A 24,469-nucleotide genomic window follows, 5' to 3' on the forward strand; every position below is an offset into this window, starting at 1 on the left:
CCACGGCGGCCGCCGCGCCGCGCGCCGCGCGGCCGGTAGCCTGAAGCCGTGACCGACCCGACCGACGCGACCGCGACGACCCCCACGCACTGGACCCTCACGCTGGTCTGCGACGACCAGCCCGGGATCGTGCACGCCGTCTCCGGCGCCGTCGTGCAGGCGCAGGGCAACATCACCGAGTCGCAGCAGTTCTCGAGCCACGACACCGACACGTTCTTCATGCGCCTGCAGGTCATGGCCCCCGTGGACCGGGCGACGTTCGAGCAGGCCCTCGCCCCCGTCGTCGAGCGCTACGACATGCGCGTCCAGCTCGACGTCGTCGGCCGCCCACTCCGCACGCTGGTGCTCGTGTCGAAGGCCGGGCACTGCCTCAACGACCTGCTCTACCGGCAGCGTGGCGGCCAGCTGCCGATCGACGTGCCGCTGGTGCTCTCGAACCACGCCGCACTCGCCGAGCTGGCGTCGTTCTACTCCGTGCCCTTCGAGCACCGCCCCGTCACCGACGCCGACAGCAAGGCCGCGATGGAACGGCGCATCCTCGAGGCGGTGGAGGAACACGACATCGAGCTCGTCGTCCTCGCGCGGTACATGCAGATCCTCTCGCCCGAGCTCTGCGCCGCGCTCGAGGGCAAGGCGGTCAACATCCACCACTCGTTCCTGCCGGGCTTCAAGGGCGCGAACCCCTACCGGCAGGCGCACGCCCGCGGTGTGAAGCTCATCGGTGCGACGGCGCACTTCGTCACGAGCGACCTCGACGAGGGGCCGATCATCGAGCAGAACGTCGTCCGCGTCGACCACACGAAGGACCCGTCCGAGCTGGTCTCCATCGGGCAGGACGAGGAGTCCCGCACCCTCACCCAGGCGGTGCGCTGGATCGCGGAGGACCGGGTCCTCCGCGACGGCGCCCGCACGATCATCTTCAAGTAGGCACCATGAGCAACGCCCCGCGATCCCCCATGGACTGGGGAGACACCCCTGACCCGAGTGCGATCGGCAAGCCGCGGCGCGAGTTCGACGGCTGGAGGGTCCTGCGCATCGTCGTCGCCGTGTTCGGTCTGCTGTCGCTCGCGTTCTGGGGCTACATCGCGTGGCCGTTCCCGATGCCGGGCATCCTGTTCATGATCGGCGCCCCGGCGTTCGCCGCCCTGGTCTGGTACCTGTTCCGGTCCAGGAAGTCCCCGATCGAGACGGACGTCGTCGGCAAGACCATCGTCGAGGTCGCGCTCATCGTCGCAGCCGGCGGCGCCTGGATCTCGATCGGACACCCCGTGGTCGGCCTGGTCTTCATCCTGGTCGCAGCACTCTCCGGCGTGGTCGCGTTCCGACGCGAGTCCCGATGAGCGCACGGTCCGGTGGCACCGGACAGGAGGCCCGGCGCACGCTGGTCCGCGCGGCTTCCGTCGTCGACGCGGCCGGGTCGACCGCCGACGGCTGGGTGCTGCTCGCCGGCGACACGATCCACGCGGTCGGCTCCGGCGCCGACGCCCCGTCGGCGGACGAGGTGGTCGACCTCGGCGACGCGACGCTGACCCCCGGGTTCATCGACCTGCACGGGCACGGCGGCGCGACCGAGTCCTACGAGGACGACTCCGTCGCGGCGGCCCTCGCGATGCACCGGGCGCACGGCACGACCCGCTCGGTCCTGTCGCTCGTCGCGAACCCGGTGCCGACCCTCTCCGCGTCCCTCGATCGGATCCGTGCCGTGATGGCAACGGACCCGCTCGTGCTCGGCGTCCACCTGGAGGGCCCGTTCCTCTCGCCGGACAACAAGGGCGCCCACAACGAGCACTACCTCGTCGCGCCGACCCCGGCGTCCGTCGATGCCCTGCTCGACGCCGGCCACGGCGTGGTCCGGCAGGTCACGATCGCCCCGGAGCTGCCCGGTGCGCTCGAGGCGGTCCGCCGCTTCGTGTCCACCGGCGTCGTCGCCGCCGTGGGACACACGGTCGGCACCTTCGACCAGGCCCGGGCGGCGTTCGACGCCGGGGCCACCGTCCTCACCCACGCGTTCAACGCGATGCCGGGGCTGCACCAACGTGCGCCCGGGCCGATCGGCGCCGCGGTGGCCGACGAGCGCGTGACGCTCGAGCTCATCCTCGACGGTGTCCACGTGCACCCGGTCGTCGCCGACACCCTGTTCCGCGCGGCCCCCGGTCGGGTCGCGCTGATCACCGACGCGATGGGGGCGGCCGGTGCTGCCGACGGCTCGTACACGCTGGGGTCGCTCGACGTCACCGTGACCGACGGGGTCGCGCACGTCGCCGGGACGGACACCATCGCGGGGTCGACGCTCACGCAGGACGTGGCGCTGCGGAACGCCGTGACGCTCGCCGGGCGGACGCTGCCGGAAGCCGTCGCGGCGCTGACGAGCGTCCCCGCCGCGGCGCTGGGGCTCGGGGACCGACTGGGGCGCCTTGCTCCGGGGTACGCGGCGGACCTCGTCGCGCTGTCACCCGCGCTCCGGGTCGAGCGGGTCTGGGCCGACGGCAACGCACTGCGCTGACGGCCGACACACGGAACCGCCGGCGGTGCTTGACTGGCGCCACGGGCAACGGTGCCGAGGAGGCTCGCATGTGTCGGTGGCTGGGGTACGTCGGAGATCCGATCGAGCCGCGTGAGCTGCTCTACGACACGGAACGCTCACTGATCGAGCAGAGCCGGTTCCACTCCCCCGAGACGCCCGCTCCGAACGGCGACGGCACGGGCCTCGGCTGGTACGGACGCCGGGAGCGCCCGACCCTGTTCCGCAGCGCCGCCCCCGCCTGGGGCGACGAGAACCTCCGGGAACTGGCGTCGGAGGTGTCGAGCGGACTGTTCCTCGCGCACGTGCGGGCGGCGACCGGGACACCGGTGCAGGAGACCAACAGCCACCCCTTCCGCCACGGCCGCTGGCTGTTCGTCCACAACGGGTTCATCAAGGACTTCGCCGTGCTCCGGCGGGAGCTGCTCATGGCCGTCAGGGCGGACCTGTTCCCCTGCATCGCGGGTTCCACCGACTCGGAGCTGATGTTCCACCTCGCGCTGACGTTCGGCCTCGAGGAGGACCCGATCGGCGGCCTCGAACGGATGGCGGGGTTCGTCGAGTCCGTCGCCGCCGAGGCCGGGATCGACGGGGCGCTCCAGATGACGATCGGCCTCACGGACGGCGCCACCCTGACGGCCGTGCGGTACGCGAGCGCCGGCCCGGCCAACACCCTGTTCGTCAGCTCCGACGTCGCGTCCGTCCGGCAGCTGTACCCGGAGGTCGAACGGCTGTCCCACCTGCCCGAGAACGCCCGCGTCGTCGTCTCCGAGCCGCTGGTCGCGCTGCCCGGGCTCTGGCGCGAGGTCCCGGCGGGCTCGGTCGTCACGATCGGCGCACACACCGACGAACGCCCGTTCGTCCCGGCTCCTCCGCGCTGACCCCGTCACCGAGCGGGCCGGCTGCGCTCCGTCCCCGCGATGTACGCGCGCAGCACCGCGGTGGCGTCCAGGGGAGCGATCGCCGCGGTGCGGTAGACGAGCATCGCGTCGACGAGGCCGACGAGGTCGACGGCGGCCCGCTCCGGAGCAGCCGCGCCGATCATCCGCAGGAGCGTCCGCGCCGTGTCGAGCAGTCGGGCACGGACCGGGTCGGCCGCGGTGAGCGGAGCACGGAGTTCCTCGTCGTCACGGAGCTCGAGCAGGAGCGCGAGTCGTGCCGCCTGCGCGTCCTCCCGTGCGGCGATCTGGTCGAGGAACCCCGCCGCGATCCGGACGACGGCTTCGTCGTCCAGGTCGTCGGGGAGCTGCAGGGCGCCGAGGTCTGCCGAGAGCTGCGCCGAGACCCGGGCGACCACGAGGGCGGTCAGCTCCCGGCGGGTGCGGGCGTAGTACGACGTCGAGCCCGCGGGCAGCCCGGCCTCGGCGTCGACCGCGCGATGGGTGAGCGCACGGGCACCACCACGCGCGGTGAGACGGATCCCCGCGTCCGCGATCAGGTCGCGTCGGTCCATGCTGTTCCCTTCGTGCCTCTACCATCGTAGTGTTCTCTACACACGTAGAGGACGGATTGGTCATGCACGTAGCAGTGGTCGGTGGCGGGATCTCGGGGGCGGCGATCACGAGCGCGGTGGCGGCACGAGGGTGTTCCGTGTCCCGGTTGTCCCGGTCGACGGGGTTCGACGTGCTGCGGGACGACGCGACCGCGGCACTCAGCGGGGCCGACGTGGTCATCGAGGCGACGGGCCGGTTCACGACGAGCCGCAAGCGAGCGACCGACTTCTTCGCGGCGTCCACCGGCGCGATCGGTCGTGCCACGCACGCACTCGGGTCGCGACACGTGCTGCTGTCGATCGTCAACTGCATGCGCCCCGAGGTGCAGGGCTACGGCTACTTCGCGGGCAAGGCGGCGCAGGAGGCCGCCGCGCGCGCGTCGAGCCCGCGGCTCACCGTCGTGCGGTCGACGCAGTGGTTCGAGTTCGCCCGGCAGAACCTCGATCGGATGCGACTCGGACCCGTCGCGCTGGTCCCGGGCATGACGATCGCCCCCGTTGCGCTCGATGCGGTCGCGGCGGTCATCGCGGACGTCGTTGTCGGCGACCGCACCGGACCGGTGGTCGAGGTCGCCGGCCCGGACACCACGACGCTGTGGACGATGACGAAGGCCGTGCCCCACCCGCACGTGACACCGGTGCCGCTGCCGATCCCCGGACGCATGGGGCGGGCGTTCCGCGGCGGAGCCCTGGTGCCCGACCGCGGGACGGAGGTGGTCGGCCCACGCTTCCGCGACTGGGTCAGCGGGACCTGATGCGGGCGAGGTGCTCGTCCGCCGCCCGACCCCAGCCGGTCGGGTCGTCGCCGGGCGGGACGAGGGCCAGCGAGTACCAGAGCACCAGGACGTCCCACCAGCGCAGTTCGTCCCGGGTGAGCGTCTCGACAGACCGGTAGCCGTCCAGGAAGCGCTGCCGGACGGCCTCGGAGACGGGGCCCCAGTCGTGGAAGAGCGTGCCGAGCATGACCGCGGAGCGAGCGAGTTCGACGACCCGGTGGTCGAGCCGCAGCTCCTCGAAGTCGAGGACGGCGACGACCCGGTCGTCGGCGCACAGGACGTTGGCTGCCCGGTAGTCGCCCTGGACCACCTGCAGCGGGAGCGCGGCCTCGGGCGCCGTGTCGAGCCAGCCCGCGACGAGTTCGGCCGGTGCCGGTGGCGGCGTCAGGACCCCGTGCCGCCCAGCGGTACCGGGGTAGGCCACCATCGCGCGGTGCAGCCGGGCGATTGCCGCGCCCACCGCGTGGACCTGTTCCGGGTCGTCGACGTCGAGGTGGGCACCGTCGACCACGCGTTGAAGGCTCATCGACACGTCGTCGGTCCGCACCTGGACCCGCCCGTCGGGCGTCGGGACCGGTGCCGACACGGGGAGCCCACGGGCACCGAGCCAGGCGGTGAGGTCGGCGGCGAGGGCGAGCCGTTCGAAGACGCTCCGGCCGCCTCGGCGTCGGCGAACCCGAACCTGGTCCGCAGGGCATCGTGGGGGTCGTCCGACTCCCACAGCATCGCGAGGGTCGGGCTCACGTCCGCGCCTGGTCGTCGACCGACTCCGCGTCGTCGCGGCGCAGTCGGACGACGCTCGCGAGGGTCGAGGCCGCCATCGCGACGACGATCACCACGAGGGACACCCACGTGGGGATCTCCGGCGCCCAGGCGATGTGGTCGCCGCCGTTGAGGAACGGCAGCTCGTTGGCGTGGAGCGCGTGCAGCACGAGCTTCACGCCGATGAAGGCCAGGATGAACGCGATGCCGTACTTGAGGTAGACCAGCCGCTCGAGGAGTCCGCCGAGCAGGAAGTAGAGCTGCCGCAGCCCCATCAGGGCGAAGACGTTCGCGGTGAACACGATGAACGCGCTCTGGGTGATCCCGAAGATCGCGGGGATGGAGTCGAGCGCGAACAGCAGGTCCGTCGTGCCGATCGCGATCAGGACGATGAGCAGCGGCGTGAAGTGGCGCACGCCGTCGTGCGTGGTGCGCAGCTTCATCCCGTCGAACGTGTCGGTGAGGCGCACCCGGCGGCGCAGCACCCGCACGATCAGGCTGTCCTTCTGGTCGTCCTCGTGGTCGTCGCGGAGCTGCTGGATCGCGGTCCAGACGAGCCAGGCGCCGAAGATGTAGAAGATCCAGGAGAAGTCCTCGATGAGCTGGGCGCCGACGAGGATGAACACGCCGCGGAGCACGAGGGCGATGATGATGCCCAGCATGAGCACCTCTTGCTGGATCGCCTTCGGCACGGCGAACCGCGCCATGATGATCACGAACACGAACAGGTTGTCGATGCTGAGGCTGTACTCGGTCAGCCACCCGGCGACGAACTGCCCGGCCGGCTCGCCCCCGGCGAACACGAACATCGCGAGCGCGAAGACGAGCGCGAGCCCGACGTAGACGCCGACCCAGATCGCGGACTCCCGGAGCGTCGGCACGTGCGGACGACGGGCGACGATGAGCAGGTCCGCCAGCAGGATCGCGACCAGGGCGATCATCGAGCCGACTTCGAACACGACAGGAAGTTCCGGCATGCCTCCAGTCTGAGGCACCGCTCAGACCGTGGCGACCACCCGACCGCTTGTCGGCTAGGCCACGGCTCGCTCCCGGACCCCCGACACGAACGCGCGCACCCGCTCGCGGAAGACCGGGTCCGCCGCGGCGCCCGCCACCGGCACGGGGTGCATCCGACGGTCACCGCGACGGAGCGCCGGGCCCACGAACACCCCCTCCGGCACGTCGGCGGCGGTCGCGGCCCAGAGGGTCGACCGGGCGCCGTCCTCGGCCGTCCTGGCGGCGAGCCGCGCGATCCTGCCGGCGACCCGCGCCATGGCCGTCTCGGCCTGCCCGTTCATCCCGGTCGCGGCGATGCCGGGGTGCGCGATCACCGAACGGACCGGCGAGCCCGAGGCCCGCAGCCGCACCCCGAGGTCCACCGCGAGCGCGGCCGCCGCGGTCTTCGAGTCGGTGTACGCGGCGAACTGCCGGTAGCCCTCGGCACGGCCCACCGCGTCGAGGTCGGGTACCCGCGACGTCCGCTGCGACAGGTTCGACCCGACGAGCACCACCCGGGGCGCGGGACCGCCGAGCACGGGCAGCATCGCGTCGGCGAGCACCGCGGGACCGACCACGTTCGTCGCCCAGGTCCGCTCCACGCCGTCGACGCCGAGCGCGAAGCGTGCGACGGAGACGCCCGCGTTGTTCACCAGCGCGTCGACGATGATCCCGTCGTCGGCGAGGCGCCGGGCGAAGGCCGTGACGGAGGCGACGGACGCGGTGTCGACGAGCCGGGCCTCCAGGCCGTTCCCGACGGGCAGGACGCGAGCCGCCTTGTCCAGGTCCCGGACCCCGGCGACGACGCGGGCACCCGCGGCCGCGAGCCGCGTCGCGACGACGAGCCCCAGCCCGCCGGTCGCACCGGTGACGACGACGGTCCTGCCGCGCTGGTCGGGCATCTGGTCGAGTTCCCACGGGAAGGGCTGCATGACGACTCCAGGTGGTAAGCGGATGATTCATCCGGAACGCTAGCACAACCGGATAGACTCTCCGCATGACCGACCTCGCCCGCCCGGAGTCGCTGCGTTCGGACGCCCTCCGGAACCGTTCCGCGCTGCTGACCGTCGCCCGCGAGCACCTCGACCGCGGCGAACCGGCACAGCTCAACGCGGTCGCCCGGGAGGCCGGGGTGGGGGTCGGCACCGCCTACCGGCACTTCCCGACGCAGCAGCACCTGCTCGAGGCGCTCGCGATCGACGCGTTCGAGGCGATGCTCGACCGGGTCCGCGATGCGGTGGCGCTCCCCGACCCCGAGGCCGCGTTCCGCGGGGTCGTCACCGAGGCGTTCCGTGGCCTCGTGGACGACCCGGCGCTCGGGGAGCTCCTGACCGGCGGCGGCTTCTCGTGCTCGGACACGATGGAGCTCGCCGGCGACCTGGTGGACACCATCGGCACACTGCTCGGTCGCGCCGCCGCGGCCGGGGTCGTGCGCGCCGACGTCACGCCGGACGACCTCCGACGACTGGTCTGCGGGATGCGCTCCGCCGCGACGGCAGGCGGTGTCGCCGTGGCCGATCCTGAGCGCTACGTCGAGATCTTGCTCGGCGGGCTGCGTCCACTGCGAGGATGAGCCCATGAGCGTCATGGTCTCCCTCTTCGATGCACACCGCAGCCGCACCAGCGAGAAGTACACGGCCTACCCGCCCGAGGTCCTGCCGATGTTCGTCGCCGAGATGGACAGCATGCTCGCCGAACCCGTGCGAGAGGCCCTCGTCGCCGCCGTCACCGCCGGCGACACCGGGTACGTCGGCCACGGGCGCGCGCTGCCGGAGTCCTTCGCGGACTTCGCGGCCGACCGGTGGGGCTGGCAGGTCGACCCCGACCTGGTCCGCACGACGACGGACGTCTCGGTCGCGGCGGTCGAGACGCTCCGCCGGGTGATCGAGCCCGGCGACCAGGTCGTCGTCATGCCGCCCGTCTACCCGCCGTTCTGGGAGTACGTGACCGAGGCGGGCGGCTCCGTCACCGAGGTCCCGCTCGTCCCGCCGACCGGTGCGGCCGACCCGTTCGACACGACTGCCGGGTGGCAGATGGACCTCGAGGGCATCGCGCGCGCCTTGGCTGACGGGGCGCGGACGGTGCTGCTCTGCAACCCGCACAACCCGCTCGGACTCGTGCACGACCGTGCCGCGCTCGCCGCGCTGGCCCGCCTGGCCGCGGAGTGGGACGCGGTGGTGATCGCGGACGAGATCCACGCACCGCTCGTGCACTCCGACGCCGTGTTCACGCCGTTCCTCGACTCCTGCGCCGAGGCGGCCGGGGTCGGGGTCGCGCTGACGAGTGCGAGCAAGGCGTGGAACCTCGCCGGGACGAAGTGCGCCCTGATGGTCGGCGCGTCGGACCGGGCGCGGACGTGGTTCGACGGGATGCCCCGCGAGGTCGTCGAGCGCACCGGGATCCTCGGGTACACCGCGAGCGTGGCGGCGTTCAGCGAGGGCGGGCCCTGGCTGGCGACGCTCCTCGCCGAGCTCGCGGCAAACCGGCGGATCCTGGCGGAGGAGCTCGGGGACGCCCTGCCCGGGGCGGTGTTCCGGCAGCCGCAGGCGTCCTACCTGGCCTGGGTCGACATGCGTGCACTGCCGTGGGGCGACGACCCCGCCGCGCTGCTCGTCGACGAGGCACTCGTCGCGCTCGGCAGCGGGCCGGACTTCGGGCGGCAGGGTCGCGGCTTCGCCCGGCTCAACTTCGGGTGCTCGGCGGAGACCCTGCGCGAGGGGCTGTCCCGGTTGCACGGGGCGTACGCCGCTCGGAGCTGACCGGCGGGAGGCCCGGCGCCGCGCCGCCTTGCGCGCGAGACGCCCCCGAGTCCGCGAGACGCCCCCGGTTTCCGCGGCGTCTCGGGAACTCGGGGGCGTCTCAGCCGTACGGGGGCGCCAGGCAACCAGCTGGCACCGCGCTGCCGTCTACTCGAAGCGCTGCCAGGACGGCTTGTTCGCGTACGTGTACCGGTAGTAGTCGGCCAGCTGCAGGCCGGCAGCGGCTGCTTCGTCCACCACGACGGTCGCGTGCTCGTGCAGTTGCAGTGCGCTCCCGGGGACGAACGACGACAGCGGGCCCTCGACCGCCGCGGCCACGGCAGCCGCCTTCGCCGAGCCCTGTGCCACGAGGACGAGCTGTCGGGCCTCGAGGATCGTGCCGAGCCCCTGCGTCATGCAGTGCGTCGGGACCTGCTCGAGGGTGTCGAAGAAGCGGGCGTTGGCCTCACGCGTGGACGGCGCGAGGGTCTTGATCCGGGTGCGGGACGCGAACGAGGACGTCGGTTCGTTGAACCCGATGTGCCCGTTCGCCCCGATGCCCAGGATCTGCACGTCGATGCCGCCGGCGGCACGGATCGCGGCGTCGTACTCCTTCGCCGCGAACTCGATGTCCTCAGCGCGACCGTCCGGGACGCGGACCCGCGAAGCGTCGAAGCCGAGCGGCCCGACGACGTCACGGGCGATCACGGACGCGTAGGACTCCGGGTGCTCCAGCGGGATCCCGACGTACTCGTCGAGGGCGAACCCGCGTGCCTGCGCGAAGGAGATCTCCCCCGCTTCGACACGACGCTGCAGGTCCGCGTAGATGCCCTGCGGACTCGACCCCGTCGCGAGACCGATCACCGCCGACGGCTTCTCGGCGACCACGGACGCGATCTTCGCAGCGGCGACCCGACCGACCTCGGCGGGCGTGGGCAGGATGATGATCTCCACGGGAGACAGCCTACTGGTCATGACCAGTCTGCGACAGGGTCCGACCGACGAACGGCACGGGCCTCAGTCGAGCGGGTCGAGCGCCACGAGTTCCGGCGTCGATCCGAGTGCCCGGAGCGCACCGCGGAGCGACCACGCCGACACCGCCACGATGAGCACCGCGAGCACCACGACGACGAGGCCGGCCGAGCCCGCGAACGCCTCGAGCGCCCCGAGCAGCACCCCCACGCTGACCCCGAGCACGTGCACGAGCACGGTGGCCGGGAGCGCGGTCTGCTGCACCCGGGCGAAGCGGACGAGCGCCCGACGGTCGGCCGGGTCCACGCGTGACGCGTGTCCGTCGGCGATCTCCTGCTGCACCCGACCGAGCCGCTCCGGATCGACCTCCGCGGGCGCGATCCGCCGCCGGTCCGCCATCGTCCAGAGCACCAGCTCGACCGCCACGACGAGGTACGCCAGGAGCGCAGCCGTCCCGACGAGCACCACGACCGAGAGCACCGGCGTGGAGCTCCCCCGCACCAGTCCGACGACGACACCCACGACGAGCCCGAGTGCGACGACCCCGACCGAGCCGAACAGGACCCGCCGCCGCGCCGGTGTCACGGCGCGCACCACCCCGGCGAGCGCGAGTCGCCACCCTGCGGCCCAGACACCGTGGTCCGCCCGCACCTCCAGCGCCCTGTCGCCGTGTGCCATGCCCCGAGCGTACCGACCCGTCGGTAGCGTGGCCGCATGCCCACCCCCGACTTCGTCCTGGCCCTCCGCGAGCAGATCGGCACGGCGCCGCTCTGGCTCACCGGGGTCACGGCCGTCGTCACCAGGGGCGAGGGCGACACCCGGGAGCTGCTCGTCGTCCGCCGCGCGGACAACGGTGCGCTGACGCCGGTGACCGGGATCGTGGACCCCGGCGAGGAACCGGCCGTCGCGGCCGAGCGCGAGGTCCTCGAGGAAGCGGGCGTCGTCGCGGTCGCGGAGCGCCTGGCGCTGGTGCAGACGCTGCCGGAGACGACCTACGCGAACGGCGATCGAGCGCAGTACCTCGACCTGGTCTTCGCCTGCCGGTGGGAGTCCGGCGACCCCTACCCCGCCGACGGCGAGAACACCGAGGCGTTCTGGGCGCCGCTCACGGCGCTGCCCCCGATGTCGGAGAACATGCGAGAGCGAGTCCGGGTCGCGCTGGCAGGCGGCCCGGAGGCGCGCTTCCGCCGCTGACGCGCACCCCACCGGACGGGAGGCTCGTGGCGGGCCCGCATCGAGCCTCCCGTCCGGCGGTGGTCGCCACCGTCAGGCGATCGGGGCGACCGCGACCGGTGCGCCGAGCAGGCGCACGGCGACGGCGTCGCCGGTCGAGCGACGGTCGCCGACGTCGTGCTGCACCGTGACGATGGTGTCGTCGTCGAGGCGCACGGTGGTCCGTCGGATCGACCCGAGGAAGCTCGACGAGACGACGGTGCCGGTGACGCCGTCGTCGGCGAAGGCCACGTCCTCCGGCCGGACGTAGGCCAGGACCGGACCGTCCGACGCCGAGCGGTCGAGTGCCGGCACCCGGAAGCCGTACACGAACACGTCGCCGCCGCGGAGGTCCCCGCGCAGGCGGTTCGACTGCCCGACGAAGTCGGCCGTGAACGCCGAGGACGGTGCGCGGTAGAGCTCCTCGGGCGTCCCGATCTGCTCGACGTTGCCCGCGTTCATCACGGCGATGCGGTCGGAGACGGCGAGCGCTTCCTCTTGGTCGTGGGTGACGAACACCGTGGTGATGCCGAGGTCGGACTGGATGCGGCGGATCTCCTCGCGGAGGGACACCCGCACCTTGGCGTCGAGCGCGGAGAGCGGCTCGTCGAGCAGCAGCACCCGCGGTCGGGTCACGAGAGCCCTGGCGAGGGCGACTCGCTGCTGCTGGCCGCCGGAGAGCTGGTGCGGGTACCGGTCGGCGAAGTCCGCGAGGTGCACCATGTCGAGCGCCTCGACCACGCGGGTCTTCCGCTCGGCACCCGGCACGCGGCGCATCTCGAGGCCGAACGCGACGTTCTGCCGCACGGTCATGTGCGGGAAGAGCGAGTACTGCTGGAACACCATCCCCATGTCGCGCTTGTTCGCGGGGACGCCGGCGACGTCGTCCCCGTCGATGCGGATGGCGCCGGCGTCGACGGCCTCGAGTCCGGCGAGGGCCCGGAGCGCGGTCGTCTTGCCGCAGCCGGAGGGACCGAGGAGCGACAGGAACTCGCCCGGTTCGACACGGAGCGAGAGGCCCGTGAGTGCGCGGTGGGTGCCGTAGCGCTTCTCGACGGACTCGAGCTCGACGACGGCGCCGGCACCGGTTCGGCTGGTGCTGGCGGACAGCGACGCCGGCGGGATCGGAGCGGTGGTGGTCATGCGGACTCCTTGGGGTGCCGGCGGGTGCCGATCCGACCGATGGCGACGAGCAGCAGGAACCCGAACGCCAGTGCGCCGAGCGAGAAGATCGCGGCGACGTAGGGGTCGGTCTGCTGCACGAGCACGAGCGCGGTCTGGAACGTGGTGCGGGAGAGGAACGACGCGAGGGTGTACTCGCCGAGGACGACCGTGATGGTCAGGAAGCAGGCCGCCAGGACACCACGGCGCAGGTTCGGGAGCAGCACCCGCCAGGTGACGGTCCACCAGGACGCACCGAGCGACCGTGCGGCCTCGGACAGCGTGGTCATGTCGGTCGCGGTGATCGCGGCGGCGATGGGCCGGAAGGCGAAGGGCAGCGCCACGATCCCGATGGCGAACGACAGGGTCCACGCGCCCGAGCCGAACAGCCGCGCGACCACCTGGTAGACGGGCACGAAGCCGACGACGAGCACCACGGCCGGGACGGTGATCGGCACGATGCAGACGAACTCGAGCAGCCGGCGGAGCCTGGGGTAGCGGAGCGCCGTGATGACCTGGGCGGGGAGCAGGACGAGCAGGACGATCGCCACCGTGATCAGGACGATCAGGAGCGAGGCGCCGAGACCGTCGAACACCGGCTGGTAGGTCGCCCGGTTGACCGGGTCGGCGAGGGCCGCGTAGTGCGCGAGGGTGAGTCCGCCGTCGGTGCCCTGCCGGAAGGTGAACTGCAGCAGCGCGACGATCGGGACGGCGAAGACGAGGCCGACCACGACGAGCACGACGGCGGCTGCGCCGCGGGACGGGGCGGCGCCGAAGCGTGCTGCGGCGGGGCGAGCCGGACGTGCGCCGACCTGCCGGAGGCGGGTCGAGCCTCCCGTCCCGCTCATCGCTGCCACCTGGCGGCGCGGCGCTGCAGGAGTGAGTACGCGCCCATCACGACCGCCATCACGACGACCATGCCGAGGGCGAGCACCCCGGCGACGTTCTGCAGGCCGATGATCGTCTCGCTGGTGAGCTGCGCGCGGATCGTCAGCGGAACGATGCCGCCCTGCGAGATGAGCGCGGCGGCGGTGGCGAAGGAGGAGAAGCCGTTCGCGAAGAGCAGCAGCAGCGAACCCCAGAACGCCGGCGCGAGGACGGGGAGCGCGACGCGGCGCCAGTACGTCGCACGCGAGGCGCCGAGGGTGGCCGCGGCTTCGCCCCACTGGGTCTTCACGCCCTCGAACGCCGGCATGAAGGTCAGCACCATGAGCGGGACCTGGAAGTAGACGTACGGCAGCACGAGGCCGGGGACCGTGTACAGGAAGGACCCGCCGGCGGTGACGTCCCAGTGGAACGTCGCGGCGAGCCAGGTGGTGACGAGCCCCTGCGCACCGATGGTCGCGATGAACGCGAACGCGAGCATCACGCCGCCGAACTGCGCGAGGACGCTGGCGGCGGAGTCGATCGCCGAGCGCACGAACCCGTCCGGCCGGAGCGCGGCGAGCGCCCAGCAGACGACCGCACCGACGACGCCGCCGATCACGGCGGACACGGCGGAGAGCCCCGCGGAGGCGCCGAACGCGCGGAGGACGCTCGGGTCGGCGAACGCGGCGAGGTTCGCGAGGGTCGGGCGCCCGGCGGCGTCGAAGAACCCGCTGCCGACCCCGATGACCGTGGGGACGGCGAGGAACAGGAGCACGTACGCGGCGAACGGGGTGAGCCCGAGCCACGCGACGCCGCCGCGGCGCCGGACACGGGGTCCGGCGCCGCGGCGGGTGGTCGCACCGGCGGCCGTGGTCGTGCGGTCGGTCGGCTGCTCGCTCGTGACGAGGGTCGCGCCGACGGCGGGCGCGCCGGGCGCCGATGCGGTGGTCATGCCGGTCAGGAACCCATCGTGGCGGACCACTTGGTGGCGAGGACCTTCGAGGCTGCTGCCACCTGCTCGTCGGAGAGCTCGACGTAGTCCTTCGGCGCGCCGCCGGCGGCGTCGAGGGCGTCCTGGTCGACCTTGCCGGACTTCTCCAGCGCGGCGAGCGTCGAGGGGAAGGCGCCGGCCTGCAGGTACAGGTTCTGCGCGTCGGCGCCGGCGATGTACTCCTGCCACAGGCGGGCCGCCGCGGGGTGCGGGGCGTCCTTGTTGATCGCCTGCGAGTAGTACGAGCCGAGTGCCTGACCCTCGGGCACGACCGTCTTCCAGTTCTTGTTGCCACTGGCTCCCGCCGCCGGGCCCCACGCGAGGTTGTTGTACGACCACTGGACGACGACCGGGGTCTCGCCCGAGGCCACCGTCGCCTGTGTGGGCAGCACGTTCTGGAAGTTGCCGGCCTGCTTGAGCTTGCCGAAGTACTCGACGCCCTTCGTGATGTCGTCGGCCGAGCCGCCGTTCTCGAGCGCCGCGAGGTACACCGCGGACGCGGCCTGGTTCGCCTGCGTCGGGTCGCCGGAGATCGAGACCTTGCCCTTGTACTCGGAGCCGAGCAGGTCGTTCAGGTCCTTCGGCGCGTCCGTGATCTTCGACGAGTCGTAGCCGATCGACATCAGGCCCGTGTAGTCGCGGGTCCACTTGCCGTCCGCGTCCTTGAGGTCCGTGGGGATGTCGTCCCAGTTCGCGACCTTGTAGTCCGTGAGGAGGTCGAGGTTCTGCTGCATCACGGCGTTGCCGAGGTCGAGGACGTCCGGCGCGGTGGACTGGCCCTGCTGCGACTTCACGGCGGCGACCTCGTCGGCGCTGGACCCGTTCGGGTTCGCCGAGTTGACCTTGATGCCGTACTCCTTGGTGAAGCCGTCGATGATCTTGCCGTAGTTCGCCCACGACGGCGGCAGCGCGATGACGTTGAGCTGGCCCTCCGCCTTCGCGGCCTTGACCAGGGCGTCCATGCCGCCGGCGCTCTCGGCGCTCGTGGCGGTCTTCCAGTCGGTGTCGCTGTCGCTGCCGGATGCTGCGGAGCTCGTGGCGGAGCAGCCGGCGAGGGTGACGACTGCGGCGGCGGCCAGGGCGAGGCCGGCCAGGGTGCGCTTGTACTGCACGGGGAGGTGCCTTTCGGGTGGCGTTCGGTGTTCGGGGAGGTGCCGGTGGGTGCTGGTCCGGTGGCGCTCGGTCCGGTGACCGTGTGCTCGGTCCGGTGGTGCTCGGTCCGGTGCCGGTGGGTCCTGCTCCGGTGGTGCTCGGTCCGGTGACCGTGTGCTCGGTCCGGTGACCGGGCACGGGATGATCGTGGCCGGGGGCGGTTTCCGGATCGTGCTGCGCCGGTGAACGGTGGCGGAACGTCGGGTGCGGTTGTACGTTCGGCTCGTGGAGTTCACGACGACGGTGCTGCAGGCCCGCAAGACCGCGACGGGCCTGCCCGTCCCCGCCGAGGTCATCGACGCGCTCGGCTCCGGGAAGCGCCCACCCGTGGTGGTGACGCTGAACGGCGGGCACACCTACCGCTCGACGGTCGGCGTGATGAACGAGCAGTTCCTCATCCCGCTGTCCGCCGAGCAGCGCGCGGCATCGGGCATCGGCGCCGGGGACACCGTCCAGGTCACGATCGAGCTCGACACGATGCCGCGGACGGTGGACCTGCCGGAGGACCTCGCGGCAGCGCTCACCGAGGCCGGCGTCCGTGCGGCCTTCGACGGGCTGTCGAACTCCCGGCAGCGCGCGCTGGTCGACCCCGTGGTGCAGACGAAGGCCCCGGAGACCCGGCTCCGGCGCATCGAGAAGGCCGTGGAGTCGCTGCGCTGAGCCCGCGGTGTCGCGGGGTGCTCGCGGAGTGGCGGGGGTGGCGCGGGGTGGTCGCGGGGGTGGTCGTTTCGCGCGTGGGGAGTTGAAACGCGCGTAGGCAGTCGGAAGTTCCGACCCCCTACGCGCGAAAAGACTTCCTATGGCACGCGCGATGGGAAGGAACGCGCGAGGGGGGGGTCAGGCGCCGAACTCGACCAGGACGCGCGGGATCTCCGCGAGGAGCTCGCTCGCCAGGTAGCCCATCGGCCCGACCTGCACCGCCAGCCGATCCCCCGCGGCCGCGTGCACCTGCGTGGCCCAGACCGTGGCCTGAGCGACGTCGGCCCCGCGCGCGAGCAACCCGGTGATCGCCCCCGAGAGCACGTCCCCGCTCCCGCTGGTCCCCAGGCCGCCGGCCCCGGTGCCCTTCGCCCAGGACCGACCGTCCGGGGCGACGACCACCCCGCCGAGGGACACGACCGCACCGTAGCGGTCGGCGATCTCCGTCGCGTCGTGCAGGTCGTCGGAGCACTCGTGCCCGAGGAGCCGCTCGGCCTCACCGGAGTTCGGGGTCATCACGAGACGGCCCCGGAGCGGTGCGAGCTCGTCGACCAGGTCCGCAGCGACCCCGAGCGCGAAGGCGTCGAGCACCACCAGCGTCTCGTCGCCGACGGCACCGGCCAGGCCGGCGACGAGGTCCCTGCTGCCCTCTGGCTCGTCGAGGCCGGGCCCGACGAGCACGGCGTCGGCGCTGGCGAGGTCGTCGTGCAAGGCCCCGATGGCACCGACCGCCACGTGCCCGTCGGAGTCGTCGTCGAGCGGCTGGACGCCGGACTCGGGCAGCGCGACCGCGACGTGCAGGGCAACGCTCCGCGCGACGGCGAGCGTCAGACGTCCCCCGCCGACGCGGAGTGCTGCGGTCGCGGAGAGCATGGCTGCTCCCGGGGTCTTGGCGGCGCCGCCGACGACGAGCACCTGGCCGCGGCCGTACTTGCTGCCGCCACCGTCCGGGAGCGACCACTCGCGGAGCAGGTTCGGTGTGATCGGGGTCGGGTCAGACGGCACGGACGTCGTCCTTCCGGCCGGAGTGCTCGGTGACCGCGGCGTCGGCGTCGTCCTCGAGGTGCTCGACCGCGGAGAACTCGTCGAGCCGCCACGGAGCGCCGACACCGTCGCGGCTGAGCCGGGTGAGCGAGGCGTTCGCCACGGTGTGGGTGCCGGCGAAGTCCATCAGTGCCGGCTCGTCGAGGTCCAGGCACACCGCCACCGCCAGCATGACGACGGCGTCGTGTGCCGCGATCACCAGCCGCTGCGTGCCGTCGAGGCGGTCGACGTCGACGAACAGCGAGCGGAGCCGGAACATCACGTCGACCCAGGACTCCCCGCCCGCCGGTCGGTGGTAGTACTTCCCGAGCCACTGCCGCCGCCGTTCCTCGTCCGGGTAGCGGTTCCGGACGCCCTCGAGCGTCAGCAGGTCGAGGACGCCGAGCTCCCGGTCGCGCAGCCGCTCGTCGACGCGCTTCGGAGGTTCCGCGAGCCCGCCGGCCTCGAGTGCGATGCCGATCGTCTGCTGGGCGCGGAGGTACGGCGACACCCACAGCGCGACGGGCACGTCGTCGATGCCACGGTCCGCGAGTTCCTGCCCGAGGGCGCGCGACTGCGCTTCCCCGAGCGGGCTCAGCGGGACATCGGCGTCGCGGTGGTCCACCTCGATCACGTCGGCACCGGCCTCGTGGGCGCGGGCGGCGGCGACGTTCGCGGTGGACTCCCCGTGGCGGACGAGCCAGATCTCGGTGACTGCCATGCCGCCACGCTAGGCCGCGACCGCTGTGCTCGTTCGACGGGTCGCTCACGGGAGCACGAGCCGCGCGCTCGGCCCGGGGCGCACCGCGCACGGCAGTCCTGCGGCTCGCAGGCGATGCGCGAGCGGTCCGGGCGCGTGCAGGTCGGCCCACTCCACCCGGACGACCCGGCGGACGTCCGGGACGGTGAGCAGTGCTTCCTGCCGACGCTTCTCGTCGACGAAGGCCTCGGTCGGCGACCGTCCACCCAGGTAGCGCGGCTGCGAGTACTTCGCCCGACCGTCGATCTCCACGACGACGCCCTGCTCCGGGAACCAGAAGTCGACGAACATCCGGCGACCGTCCACGACGAACACCTGTTGCAGGACGGGCTCCGGCAAGCCGAGCTCCCGGAAGACGACCCGCGCGAGCGACTCCGCCGCGGAACCCGATCGGGCATCGGCGATCTCGAGCACGAGTTCCGCGGCCCGACGCCCTCGGCCCCGCGGCGACGACCGGAGCGCCGCGTCGAGCGCCGCCACGGGCGTCCCGCCACGGAGCGCCGAATCGGCGAGCACCACCCCCGCCCGGACGTCCCCAGCGAGTGCGACGTCCACGACGGTCCGCGGGATGCTCGTCGCGGCGAGCGGGCCGTCCCGGGCGACGTCCTCGGCGCCGAATGGTCTCGTGTGCAGCACCAGACCGTTGCTCGCACTGCGGTACCGCGACTTCGGCAGGGTCACGTGCACCTGCTCGGGCCACCCGTACAACGACGCGAGCCCGTGCAACGCGGCCGCGGAGACGTGGGACGCGACCGCTGGCTCACCCAGGCGTGCGAGTCTCGCCCAGACACGGGTGACGTACCGCGCGCGAGGTCCGGCGGCTTCCCAGTCGACCGCGCGGACGAAGGCGTTCGGGCCCACGCGGACGAGTCGGTCGGGGCCGGGGTGCTTCGTGCGGCGACGCATGGCGGAACCGGTGCGGCCGGCCTCTCGTGTCGGCGTGGCCCGGTGGATCGGGAGTGGCGTTTCCATGGGACGAGCGTGCCGAGCCGACCACAGGCGATGGCGACCGAACGTCGAAGACGTGGACGAGCCTCCAGGCCGGCGCCCTGTGGAGGACTACCCGTTCCTTCCCATCGCAACTGCGGTGGAAAGGCGAATCGCGCGTAGGCGGTCGGAACTTCCGACCTCCTACGCGCGATTCGACTCCCTACGCGCGAAACGACCCGACCCCCGCCCCGCTACCGCGAAACGCCCGCGCCGCCCCGCACCCACTGCGCGCGGAGCTGCCACCCCGCGCAACACGACGCCGGACGGACGCACCCGTGCCCGCCCGGCGTCGCGGTCTATGCCCGCCGTACCCGCAGCGTGACGATCTCGAACGGCCGGAGCGTCAGGACGACGGGCTCCCCCGCGTCCCACGTCGCGCCGAGCGGCCGCTCGAGGAGGTCCACCTGGGCCACCGACGCGACGTCGAACCCGAAGTCCACGCCGACGTCGCTCGCACGACCGCCGAGCCCCTCGTAGAGGCGCACGACGACGTCGCCCGAGCGGTCCTCGGCGAGCTTCACGGCCTCGACGAACACCTGCGGCGACGACACGATCACCAGCGGCGACACCTCGGTCGACCCGGCCACCGTGCGCACCGGCAGGTTGAGCCGGTACCCGGAGTCCGCGGCGTCGAGCACCGACGGCCCGACGCGCAGCACCGTCCGGAACACGTGGTGCCCCTGGTCCGCGTGCGGGTCCGGGAACGTCGGCCCGCGGAGCAGCGACTCCCGCACGAGCGTCGTCGTCCCGCCGTCGGCACGCGTCGAGCGGGTGATGTCGTGTCCGTACGTGGAGTCGTTCGCGACCGCGACACCGAACCCCGGCTCGGCGACGTGCACCCAGCGGTGCGCCGAGGTCTCGAAGCGGGCGAAGTCCCACGAGGTGTTCTGGTGGGTGGGTCGGTCGATGTGCCCGAACTGGATCTCGCTCGAGGCGGAGCTCGCGCGGACGTCCAGCGGGAACGCCAGCTTGAGCAGCTTCTGCTGCTCGTGCCAGTCGACCTCGGTCTCGACGACGAGCTCCGGCTCGCCCTCGACCGCGGAGTAGCGCGTGGTGACGGTGGAGGACCCGACCGGCCGCACGACGACGAGCGCGGAGCCCTCGATCGTCACCGAGGTCGCCGACAGCGGGTTCCCGTTGCGCTGGTACGCGCGGTCGATGTCCCACGCCTCCCACTGGTTCGGGGTGTCCCGGAAGACGGTGTACTCCGCGGCGGCCGCGCCGGGCGCGATCGCGTCCCGCCCCGACGCCTGGTCGACGAACGAGACGACGTGGCCGGCGGCGTCGATGGTCGCCACGACCACGCCGGTGTCGAAGACGAAGTCGTCACCGTGGCGGACGGGAGGCACGGGTTGCGCCTCGGGACCGAGGGAACCTCCCATGGGGGTTGCGCCGCCCGCCGCGACGGGTGCGGCGTTGAACCGCACGACGGTCCCGACCGCGGCGCTGCCGCCGACGGCGTCGGACGACGGCGCGTCGAGCACCGACGAGCCGGAGCCAGACCCGGACCCGGACCCGGACGCGACGGACGACGACGACGAAACCCCGGCGAGCGCCGCGGCCCCTCCGTTCGCGAGCGCGGTCGTCGCGTTGCCGATGAGTCCCTCGAGCGTGTCGGCGACGAGCCGGTAGTTCTCCTCGGCGTTCTCGTAGACCCAGGCGATCGAGGACCCCGGCAGGATGTCGTGGAACTGCTGCAGCAGGACGGTGTGCCAGGCGGCTTCGAGCTCCTCGTACGGGTAGTCGAGCCCGAGCCGCACGGCAGCGGTCGCCGCCCAGAGCTCGGCCTCGCGGAGCAGGTGCTCCGACCGGCGGTTGCCCTGCTTCGTGCGGATCTGGGACGTGTAGGTCCCGCGGTGGAACTCGAGGTACATCTCCCCGGACCAGACGCCCGGGACGGGGAGTTCCCGCTCGAGCTGTTCGAAGACCTGCGCCGGCGTGCCGAGGTCGACCCGCGGCGACCCGTCGAGGTCGTGCTGGCGGTGCGCCGCGGCGACCATCTCGCGCGTGGGCCCACCACCGCCGTCGCCGAAGCCGTAGAGCAGCATCGAGGTGTTCGCGGTGCCGCGCTCCTTGTTCTGCCGTTCCCCGCGGTGCAGATCGGCGGGCGAGACGTCCGAGTTGTAGGTGTCCGCCGGCGGCAGGTGCGTCAGGATCCGGGATCCGTCGATGCCCTCCCAGTCGAACGAGGTGTGCGGGATGACGTTCGTCTCGTTCCACGAGGGCTTCTGCGTGACGAACCACTTCGACCCGGCGGCCCGGACGATCTGCGGCAGCGCCCCGGTGTACCCGAACGAGTCGGGGAGCCAGGCCTCCGGGGTGTCGATGCCGAACTCCTCCAGGAAGAACCGCTTGCCGGCGACGAACTGACGCGCGAGCGCCTCACCACCGGGCAGGTTCGTGTCGGACTCCACCCACATGCCGCCGACCGGGATCCAGCGGCCCTCGGCGACGCGCTCCTTGATCCGCGCGAAGACGGAGGGGTACTCGTCGCGGATCCAGGCGTACTGCTGCGCCGAGGAGCACGCGAACGTGAAGTCCGGGTCGCGGTCCATCAGGTCGAGCACGTTCGAGAACGTCCTGGCGCACTTCCGCTTCGTCTCGCGCACCGGCCAGAGCCAGGCGGAGTCGATGTGCGCGTGGCCGACGGCGATCGCGCGGTGGGCGGCGCCGCTCGCCGGGACGGACAGCGCCGGTGCCAGGACCTCCCTGGCGACGGCCGCGGTCCCGGCGACGTCGTCGGGGTCGAGGGCGTCCGCGGCACGCTCGAGCGCCCGCAGGATGTCGGCGCCCCGGGTGCCGTCGGTCGGCAGCTCGGCCATCAGCCCGCGGAGCACCCAGACGTCCTGCTGGAGTTCCCACACGGTGTCGTCGCGCTCGACGACGTGCAGGGCACGGAGCGTGTAGATCGGCTCGTTCCCCGCGGTCGAGCGAGACCCGAGCGGTGTCGCGCCCTGGAACGAGTCGCCGCCGATGTCCGGGTTCGCCCCGGCCTCGACGTAGAGCTCGAACGACTCACCCGGCGCCACCGCGAGCGGCACGCTGTTGTTGCGCGGCTCGACGGCCTTGATCGTGGTGCCGTCCGGCCGGTACGCGAGTCCCTCGGCCTGGAACCCCGGGTGCCGCTTCGAGAACCCGAGGTCGACGAGGAGCTCCGCGGTGGTGCCGGGAGCGGTCCCGAAGTCCTCGGGCACGGTCCCGGTGACCTTGAACCACGTCGTGCCCCACGGTCGCCCGCCCCAGGCGGACCCGACCGTGAACGGCGAGAACGTCTGGGTGACGGCGACGTCGAACGGCACCGGTTCGTCCGGGACCTCCCACGCGGACACGGTGACGGGCGCGGAACGCCGGTGCACGGCCGGGTCGATGCGGTCGCGGACGAGGCGGGCGATGCGGGCCTCGACGAGCGGTTCGTCCTGGTGCATGGATTTCCTTTCGAACGGGGTGGAGCTCGGTCAGCCCTTGATGCCGCCGGCGAGGGCACTGCCGCCGCCGAGGCCTCGGGACACGACCACGTAGAGCGCGATGACGGGCACGGAGTAGAGGATCGAGAACGCGGCGAGCTGCCCGTAGGCCACGGCGCCGTACTGCCCGAAGAAGTTGAAGATGCTCACCGCGGCGGGCACCTTGTCGGGCGAGAGCAGCAGAACGAAGGGGACGAAGAAGTTCCCCCACGCCTGGATGAACACGAAGATGAACACCACGGCGATGCCCGGTCGCATCAGCGGCACGACGATCCGCGTCAGCGTGGTCATCATCGAGGCACCGTCGGTCCACGCCGCTTCCTCGAGGGAGATCGGCACCGAGTCCATGAAGTTCTTCGCCATCCAGATCGCCATCGGCAGGCTCGTCGCGGCGAGGAAGAAGATGCAGCCCCACACGTTGTCGATGAGGTTGAGCGACACGAACAGGCTGTAGACCGGCACCATCATCGCGGTGATCGGCAGGCAGGTCCCGAACAGGATCCCGTACAGGAACGGCTTGTTGACCCGCATCTTGTAGCGGGACAGCGGGTACGCGGCGAGCAGGGCGACGACCACGGTGATGAGCGCGCAGCCGCCGGAGAGCAGCAGGCTGTTCGCGAGCGGGATGAACGCCAGCTCGGGGGTGAGCACCTTCGTGAAGTTGTCGAGGGTGAAGTGCGTCGGCACCTTCACCGCGAGCGAGGCGTTCGAGTCGACCGAGGCCAGCACGAGCCACAGCAGCGGCACCGCGAAGCAGATCGCCACGATGAGCAGGACGGTGTTCGACACCCAGCGCATGGTCCGCCCGCGGGGGGAGGTCATGTGCAGCGAACCGGGTGCGGTCACGGATCGGGTGGTCGTCGCGTCAGGACGAGCAGCGGTGATCGCCATCAGTCCACCTCCGGCTTCAGCGCTCGGATGTAGACGATCGAGAAGAGCGCCCCCACCACGAGCAGGATGGTCGCGATCGCGGTCCCGAAGCCGAGCTGCGAGAACTTGAACGCCTCCTGGTACGCCAGGATCGGCAGGGTCGACGAGTCCGTTCCGGGGCCGCCGGCCGTCATCACGTAGATGAGGGTGAACACCGACAGCGTCTGCAGCGTCGTCAGCATCAGGTTGGTCGAGATGGAGCGGCGGATCACCGGCAACGTGATGTAGACGAGCCGCTGCCACCCGGTGGCGCCGTCGACCTCGGCCGACTCGGTGATCTCCTCCGGCACCTCTTGCACGGCGGCGGAGTACACGAGCATCGAGAACGCGGTGCCGCGCCAGATGTTCGCCATGATGATGCTCAGCATCGGGAGCGCGTAGAGCCAGTTCGGCCCGCTGATCCCGATGAGTCCGAGGAACGAGTTCAGCGTCCCCTTGTCGTTGAAGAACGCGTACGCGGCGAACGCGGCGACGATCTCCGGCAGGACCCACGCGGCGACGACGAACGTGCCGACGAGCCCACGGATGACCCGGTTGGCGTTGCGCATGAGCAGCGCGAGCCCGAGGCCGACGACGTTCTGCCCGACGACGGCCGAGGCGATGAGGAAGACGAGCGTCAGGACGACGGACTTCGGGAAGTCCTTGTCCTGGAACAGGTCGATGTAGTTCTTGAAGCCGATGAACTCCTGGTTCGCGGCTCCCGCGCCGGTCAGCGCGGAGTTGGTGAACGACCCGTAGAACGACGAGATCACGGGGCCGAGCAGGAAGATGACGAGGAGGACCACCGCGGGGAGGAGCGGGACCGCTCGTCCGACGTTCCGCAGGGGGCGCCGCTTGCGCGGCACGGGTGGGTCGGTGCGCTTGGGCGCACCGGGCGCCGACAGCGTCGGCGCGATCGGGGTGCTGGTCATACGGGTGCCGCCTTCATGGGGTGCTGACGGAGCTCAAGTGGGTGGGAGACGG

Annotated in this window: 25 protein-coding genes; 9 read left to right on the plus strand and 16 right to left on the minus strand. The window is 72.1% G+C overall.

From position 1 onward, the window contains the following. Window positions 1–48 precede the first annotated feature (48 nt). From purU to ACIPJY_RS17350, 4 genes are all read left to right on the plus strand, one after another. On the plus strand, window positions 49–927 hold the full coding sequence (purU, locus tag ACIPJY_RS17335) for a formyltetrahydrofolate deformylase (RefSeq protein ID WP_400466612.1): 879 nt from the start codon (window positions 49–51) through the stop codon (window positions 925–927). Between the two features lie 5 nt (window positions 928–932). After that, window positions 933–1,340, plus strand: coding sequence for a YrdB family protein (locus tag ACIPJY_RS17340; RefSeq protein WP_400466610.1), 408 nt, complete (start codon window positions 933–935; stop codon window positions 1,338–1,340). Continuing rightward, window positions 1,337–2,503 carry an N-acetylglucosamine-6-phosphate deacetylase gene (gene nagA / locus ACIPJY_RS17345; protein WP_400466607.1) on the plus strand — a complete coding sequence of 389 codons (1,167 nt, stop codon included), beginning with the start codon at window positions 1,337–1,339 and terminating at the stop codon, window positions 2,501–2,503. Before ACIPJY_RS17340 ends, nagA begins: the two co-directional genes overlap by 4 nt. A gap of 68 nt (window positions 2,504–2,571) precedes the next feature. Next, window positions 2,572–3,402 carry a class II glutamine amidotransferase gene (locus ACIPJY_RS17350; RefSeq protein WP_400466604.1) on the plus strand — a complete coding sequence of 277 codons (831 nt, stop codon included), beginning with the start codon at window positions 2,572–2,574 and terminating at the stop codon, window positions 3,400–3,402. A gap of 5 nt (window positions 3,403–3,407) precedes the next feature. Here ACIPJY_RS17350 and ACIPJY_RS17355 read toward each other — a convergent pair whose 3' ends face one another. Then, window positions 3,408–3,974 (minus strand): TetR/AcrR family transcriptional regulator, encoded by a 567-nt coding sequence (locus tag ACIPJY_RS17355; RefSeq protein ID WP_400466601.1) that lies wholly within the window; start codon window positions 3,972–3,974, stop codon window positions 3,408–3,410. Between the two features lie 62 nt (window positions 3,975–4,036). On the opposite strand from ACIPJY_RS17355, the gene ACIPJY_RS17360 reads away from it, so the two are divergent. Further along, window positions 4,037–4,768 (plus strand): hypothetical protein, encoded by a 732-nt coding sequence (locus ACIPJY_RS17360; RefSeq protein WP_400466598.1) that lies wholly within the window; start codon window positions 4,037–4,039, stop codon window positions 4,766–4,768. Here ACIPJY_RS17360 and ACIPJY_RS17365 read toward each other — a convergent pair. Genes ACIPJY_RS17365 through ACIPJY_RS17375 form a run of 3 tightly spaced genes read right to left on the minus strand, consistent with a single transcriptional unit; the run spans window position 4,755 to window position 7,479 of the window. Next, window positions 4,755–5,510 carry a phosphotransferase gene (locus ACIPJY_RS17365; RefSeq protein ID WP_400466595.1) on the minus strand — a complete coding sequence of 252 codons (756 nt, stop codon included), beginning with the start codon at window positions 5,508–5,510 and terminating at the stop codon, window positions 4,755–4,757. The two genes, ACIPJY_RS17360 and ACIPJY_RS17365, sit on opposite strands and share 14 nt — an antisense overlap. Before the next feature lie 19 nt (window positions 5,511–5,529). Continuing rightward, window positions 5,530–6,528, minus strand: a complete 999-nt coding sequence (locus tag ACIPJY_RS17370; RefSeq protein WP_400466592.1) for a TerC family protein — start codon at window positions 6,526–6,528, stop codon at window positions 5,530–5,532. Between the two features lie 54 nt (window positions 6,529–6,582). Further along, complete coding sequence (locus ACIPJY_RS17375) at window positions 6,583–7,479, minus strand: SDR family NAD(P)-dependent oxidoreductase (protein WP_400466590.1); 897 nt, start codon at window positions 7,477–7,479, stop codon at window positions 6,583–6,585. 65 nt (window positions 7,480–7,544) lie between these two features. Here ACIPJY_RS17375 and ACIPJY_RS17380 point away from each other — a divergent pair, with 65 nt between their 5' ends. Then, a complete protein-coding gene (locus ACIPJY_RS17380) occupies window positions 7,545–8,120 on the plus strand; it encodes a TetR/AcrR family transcriptional regulator (protein WP_400466587.1) in 576 nt (191 codons plus the stop codon). 4 nt (window positions 8,121–8,124) lie between these two features. Next, the gene (locus tag ACIPJY_RS17385; RefSeq protein WP_400466584.1) at window positions 8,125–9,306 is read left to right on the plus strand and encodes a MalY/PatB family protein; all 1,182 of its coding nucleotides are present in this window, start codon (window positions 8,125–8,127) and stop codon (window positions 9,304–9,306) included. 147 nt (window positions 9,307–9,453) lie between these two features. On the opposite strand, the gene nagB is transcribed toward ACIPJY_RS17385, so the two are convergent. After that, entirely contained in the window at window positions 9,454–10,239 is a 786-nt protein-coding gene (nagB, locus tag ACIPJY_RS17390) for a glucosamine-6-phosphate deaminase (protein WP_400466581.1), read from the minus strand. A gap of 63 nt (window positions 10,240–10,302) precedes the next feature. Further along, window positions 10,303–10,935, minus strand: coding sequence for a hypothetical protein (locus ACIPJY_RS17395; protein WP_400466578.1), 633 nt, complete (start codon window positions 10,933–10,935; stop codon window positions 10,303–10,305). 36 nt (window positions 10,936–10,971) lie between these two features. Here ACIPJY_RS17395 and ACIPJY_RS17400 point away from each other — a divergent pair, with 36 nt between their 5' ends. Further along, window positions 10,972–11,451 (plus strand): NUDIX hydrolase, encoded by a 480-nt coding sequence (locus ACIPJY_RS17400; RefSeq protein ID WP_400466576.1) that lies wholly within the window; start codon window positions 10,972–10,974, stop codon window positions 11,449–11,451. A gap of 72 nt (window positions 11,452–11,523) precedes the next feature. Here ACIPJY_RS17400 and ACIPJY_RS17405 read toward each other — a convergent pair whose 3' ends face one another. The 4 genes from ACIPJY_RS17405 to ACIPJY_RS17420 are packed head-to-tail and all read right to left on the minus strand — an operon-like array spanning window position 11,524 to window position 15,600. Next, on the minus strand, window positions 11,524–12,612 hold the full coding sequence (locus ACIPJY_RS17405; RefSeq protein ID WP_400466573.1) for an ABC transporter ATP-binding protein: 1,089 nt from the start codon (window positions 12,610–12,612) through the stop codon (window positions 11,524–11,526). Further along, complete coding sequence (locus ACIPJY_RS17410; protein ID WP_400466570.1) at window positions 12,609–13,478, minus strand: ABC transporter permease; 870 nt, start codon at window positions 13,476–13,478, stop codon at window positions 12,609–12,611. Before ACIPJY_RS17410 ends, ACIPJY_RS17405 begins: the two co-directional genes overlap by 4 nt. Continuing rightward, complete coding sequence (locus ACIPJY_RS17415; protein WP_400466566.1) at window positions 13,475–14,449, minus strand: ABC transporter permease; 975 nt, start codon at window positions 14,447–14,449, stop codon at window positions 13,475–13,477. Before ACIPJY_RS17415 ends, ACIPJY_RS17410 begins: the two co-directional genes overlap by 4 nt. A gap of 5 nt (window positions 14,450–14,454) precedes the next feature. Next, window positions 14,455–15,600 carry an ABC transporter substrate-binding protein gene (locus ACIPJY_RS17420; RefSeq protein ID WP_400466563.1) on the minus strand — a complete coding sequence of 382 codons (1,146 nt, stop codon included), beginning with the start codon at window positions 15,598–15,600 and terminating at the stop codon, window positions 14,455–14,457. A 265-nt stretch (window positions 15,601–15,865) separates the two neighbouring features. Between ACIPJY_RS17420 and ACIPJY_RS17425 the strand changes: the two genes are divergently transcribed. Continuing rightward, the gene (locus ACIPJY_RS17425; protein WP_400466560.1) at window positions 15,866–16,300 is read left to right on the plus strand and encodes a YdeI/OmpD-associated family protein; all 435 of its coding nucleotides are present in this window, start codon (window positions 15,866–15,868) and stop codon (window positions 16,298–16,300) included. Window positions 16,301–16,477: 177 nt separating this feature from the next. Here ACIPJY_RS17425 and ACIPJY_RS17430 read toward each other — a convergent pair whose 3' ends face one another. The 6 genes from ACIPJY_RS17430 to ACIPJY_RS17455 form a co-directional block, all read right to left on the minus strand. After that, complete coding sequence (locus ACIPJY_RS17430) at window positions 16,478–17,344, minus strand: NAD(P)H-hydrate dehydratase (RefSeq protein WP_400466557.1); 867 nt, start codon at window positions 17,342–17,344, stop codon at window positions 16,478–16,480. Further along, a complete protein-coding gene (locus ACIPJY_RS17435; RefSeq protein ID WP_400466554.1) occupies window positions 17,334–18,083 on the minus strand; it encodes a histidine phosphatase family protein in 750 nt (249 codons plus the stop codon). The genes ACIPJY_RS17430 and ACIPJY_RS17435 overlap by 11 nt, the downstream gene beginning before the upstream one ends. A gap of 45 nt (window positions 18,084–18,128) precedes the next feature. Then, window positions 18,129–19,094: a hypothetical protein gene (locus ACIPJY_RS17440; RefSeq protein ID WP_400466551.1), complete on the minus strand. Its 966-nt coding sequence runs from the start codon at window positions 19,092–19,094 to the stop codon at window positions 18,129–18,131. Window positions 19,095–19,408: 314 nt separating this feature from the next. Continuing rightward, a complete protein-coding gene (locus tag ACIPJY_RS17445) occupies window positions 19,409–22,537 on the minus strand; it encodes an alpha-mannosidase (protein WP_400466549.1) in 3,129 nt (1,042 codons plus the stop codon). A gap of 30 nt (window positions 22,538–22,567) precedes the next feature. Next, window positions 22,568–23,467: a carbohydrate ABC transporter permease gene (locus ACIPJY_RS17450; protein ID WP_400468239.1), complete on the minus strand. Its 900-nt coding sequence runs from the start codon at window positions 23,465–23,467 to the stop codon at window positions 22,568–22,570. After that, window positions 23,467–24,417 (minus strand): carbohydrate ABC transporter permease, encoded by a 951-nt coding sequence (locus tag ACIPJY_RS17455; protein ID WP_400466543.1) that lies wholly within the window; start codon window positions 24,415–24,417, stop codon window positions 23,467–23,469. The genes ACIPJY_RS17450 and ACIPJY_RS17455 overlap by 1 nt, the downstream gene beginning before the upstream one ends. Between the last annotated feature and the right edge of the window lie 52 nt (window positions 24,418–24,469).

This window comes from Curtobacterium sp. NPDC090223 (genome assembly GCF_044746585.1).
Lineage (GTDB): Bacteria > Actinomycetota > Actinomycetes > Actinomycetales > Microbacteriaceae > Curtobacterium.

Coding starts and splice junctions, on each gene's coding strand:
- ACIPJY_RS17340 (WP_400466610.1), top strand. CDS start 933: ATGAGCAACGCCCCGCGATCCCCCATGGACTGGGGAGACACCCCTGAC.
- nagA (WP_400466607.1), top strand. CDS start 1,337: ATGAGCGCACGGTCCGGTGGCACCGGACAGGAGGCCCGGCGCACGCTG.
- ACIPJY_RS17350 (WP_400466604.1), top strand. CDS start 2,572: ATGTGTCGGTGGCTGGGGTACGTCGGAGATCCGATCGAGCCGCGTGAG.
- ACIPJY_RS17355 (WP_400466601.1), bottom strand. CDS start 3,974: ATGGACCGACGCGACCTGATCGCGGACGCGGGGATCCGTCTCACCGCG.
- ACIPJY_RS17360 (WP_400466598.1), top strand. CDS start 4,037: ATGCACGTAGCAGTGGTCGGTGGCGGGATCTCGGGGGCGGCGATCACG.
- ACIPJY_RS17370 (WP_400466592.1), bottom strand. CDS start 6,528: ATGCCGGAACTTCCTGTCGTGTTCGAAGTCGGCTCGATGATCGCCCTG.
- ACIPJY_RS17375 (WP_400466590.1), bottom strand. CDS start 7,479: ATGCAGCCCTTCCCGTGGGAACTCGACCAGATGCCCGACCAGCGCGGC.
- ACIPJY_RS17380 (WP_400466587.1), top strand. CDS start 7,545: ATGACCGACCTCGCCCGCCCGGAGTCGCTGCGTTCGGACGCCCTCCGG.
- ACIPJY_RS17385 (WP_400466584.1), top strand. CDS start 8,125: ATGAGCGTCATGGTCTCCCTCTTCGATGCACACCGCAGCCGCACCAGC.
- ACIPJY_RS17395 (WP_400466578.1), bottom strand. CDS start 10,935: ATGGCACACGGCGACAGGGCGCTGGAGGTGCGGGCGGACCACGGTGTC.
- ACIPJY_RS17400 (WP_400466576.1), top strand. CDS start 10,972: ATGCCCACCCCCGACTTCGTCCTGGCCCTCCGCGAGCAGATCGGCACG.
- ACIPJY_RS17405 (WP_400466573.1), bottom strand. CDS start 12,612: ATGACCACCACCGCTCCGATCCCGCCGGCGTCGCTGTCCGCCAGCACC.
- ACIPJY_RS17410 (WP_400466570.1), bottom strand. CDS start 13,478: ATGAGCGGGACGGGAGGCTCGACCCGCCTCCGGCAGGTCGGCGCACGT.
- ACIPJY_RS17415 (WP_400466566.1), bottom strand. CDS start 14,449: ATGACCACCGCATCGGCGCCCGGCGCGCCCGCCGTCGGCGCGACCCTC.
- ACIPJY_RS17435 (WP_400466554.1), bottom strand. CDS start 18,083: ATGGCAGTCACCGAGATCTGGCTCGTCCGCCACGGGGAGTCCACCGCG.
- ACIPJY_RS17440 (WP_400466551.1), bottom strand. CDS start 19,094: ATGGAAACGCCACTCCCGATCCACCGGGCCACGCCGACACGAGAGGCC.
- ACIPJY_RS17445 (WP_400466549.1), bottom strand. CDS start 22,537: ATGCACCAGGACGAACCGCTCGTCGAGGCCCGCATCGCCCGCCTCGTC.
- ACIPJY_RS17450 (WP_400468239.1), bottom strand. CDS start 23,467: ATGGCGATCACCGCTGCTCGTCCTGACGCGACGACCACCCGATCCGTG.
- ACIPJY_RS17455 (WP_400466543.1), bottom strand. CDS start 24,417: ATGACCAGCACCCCGATCGCGCCGACGCTGTCGGCGCCCGGTGCGCCC.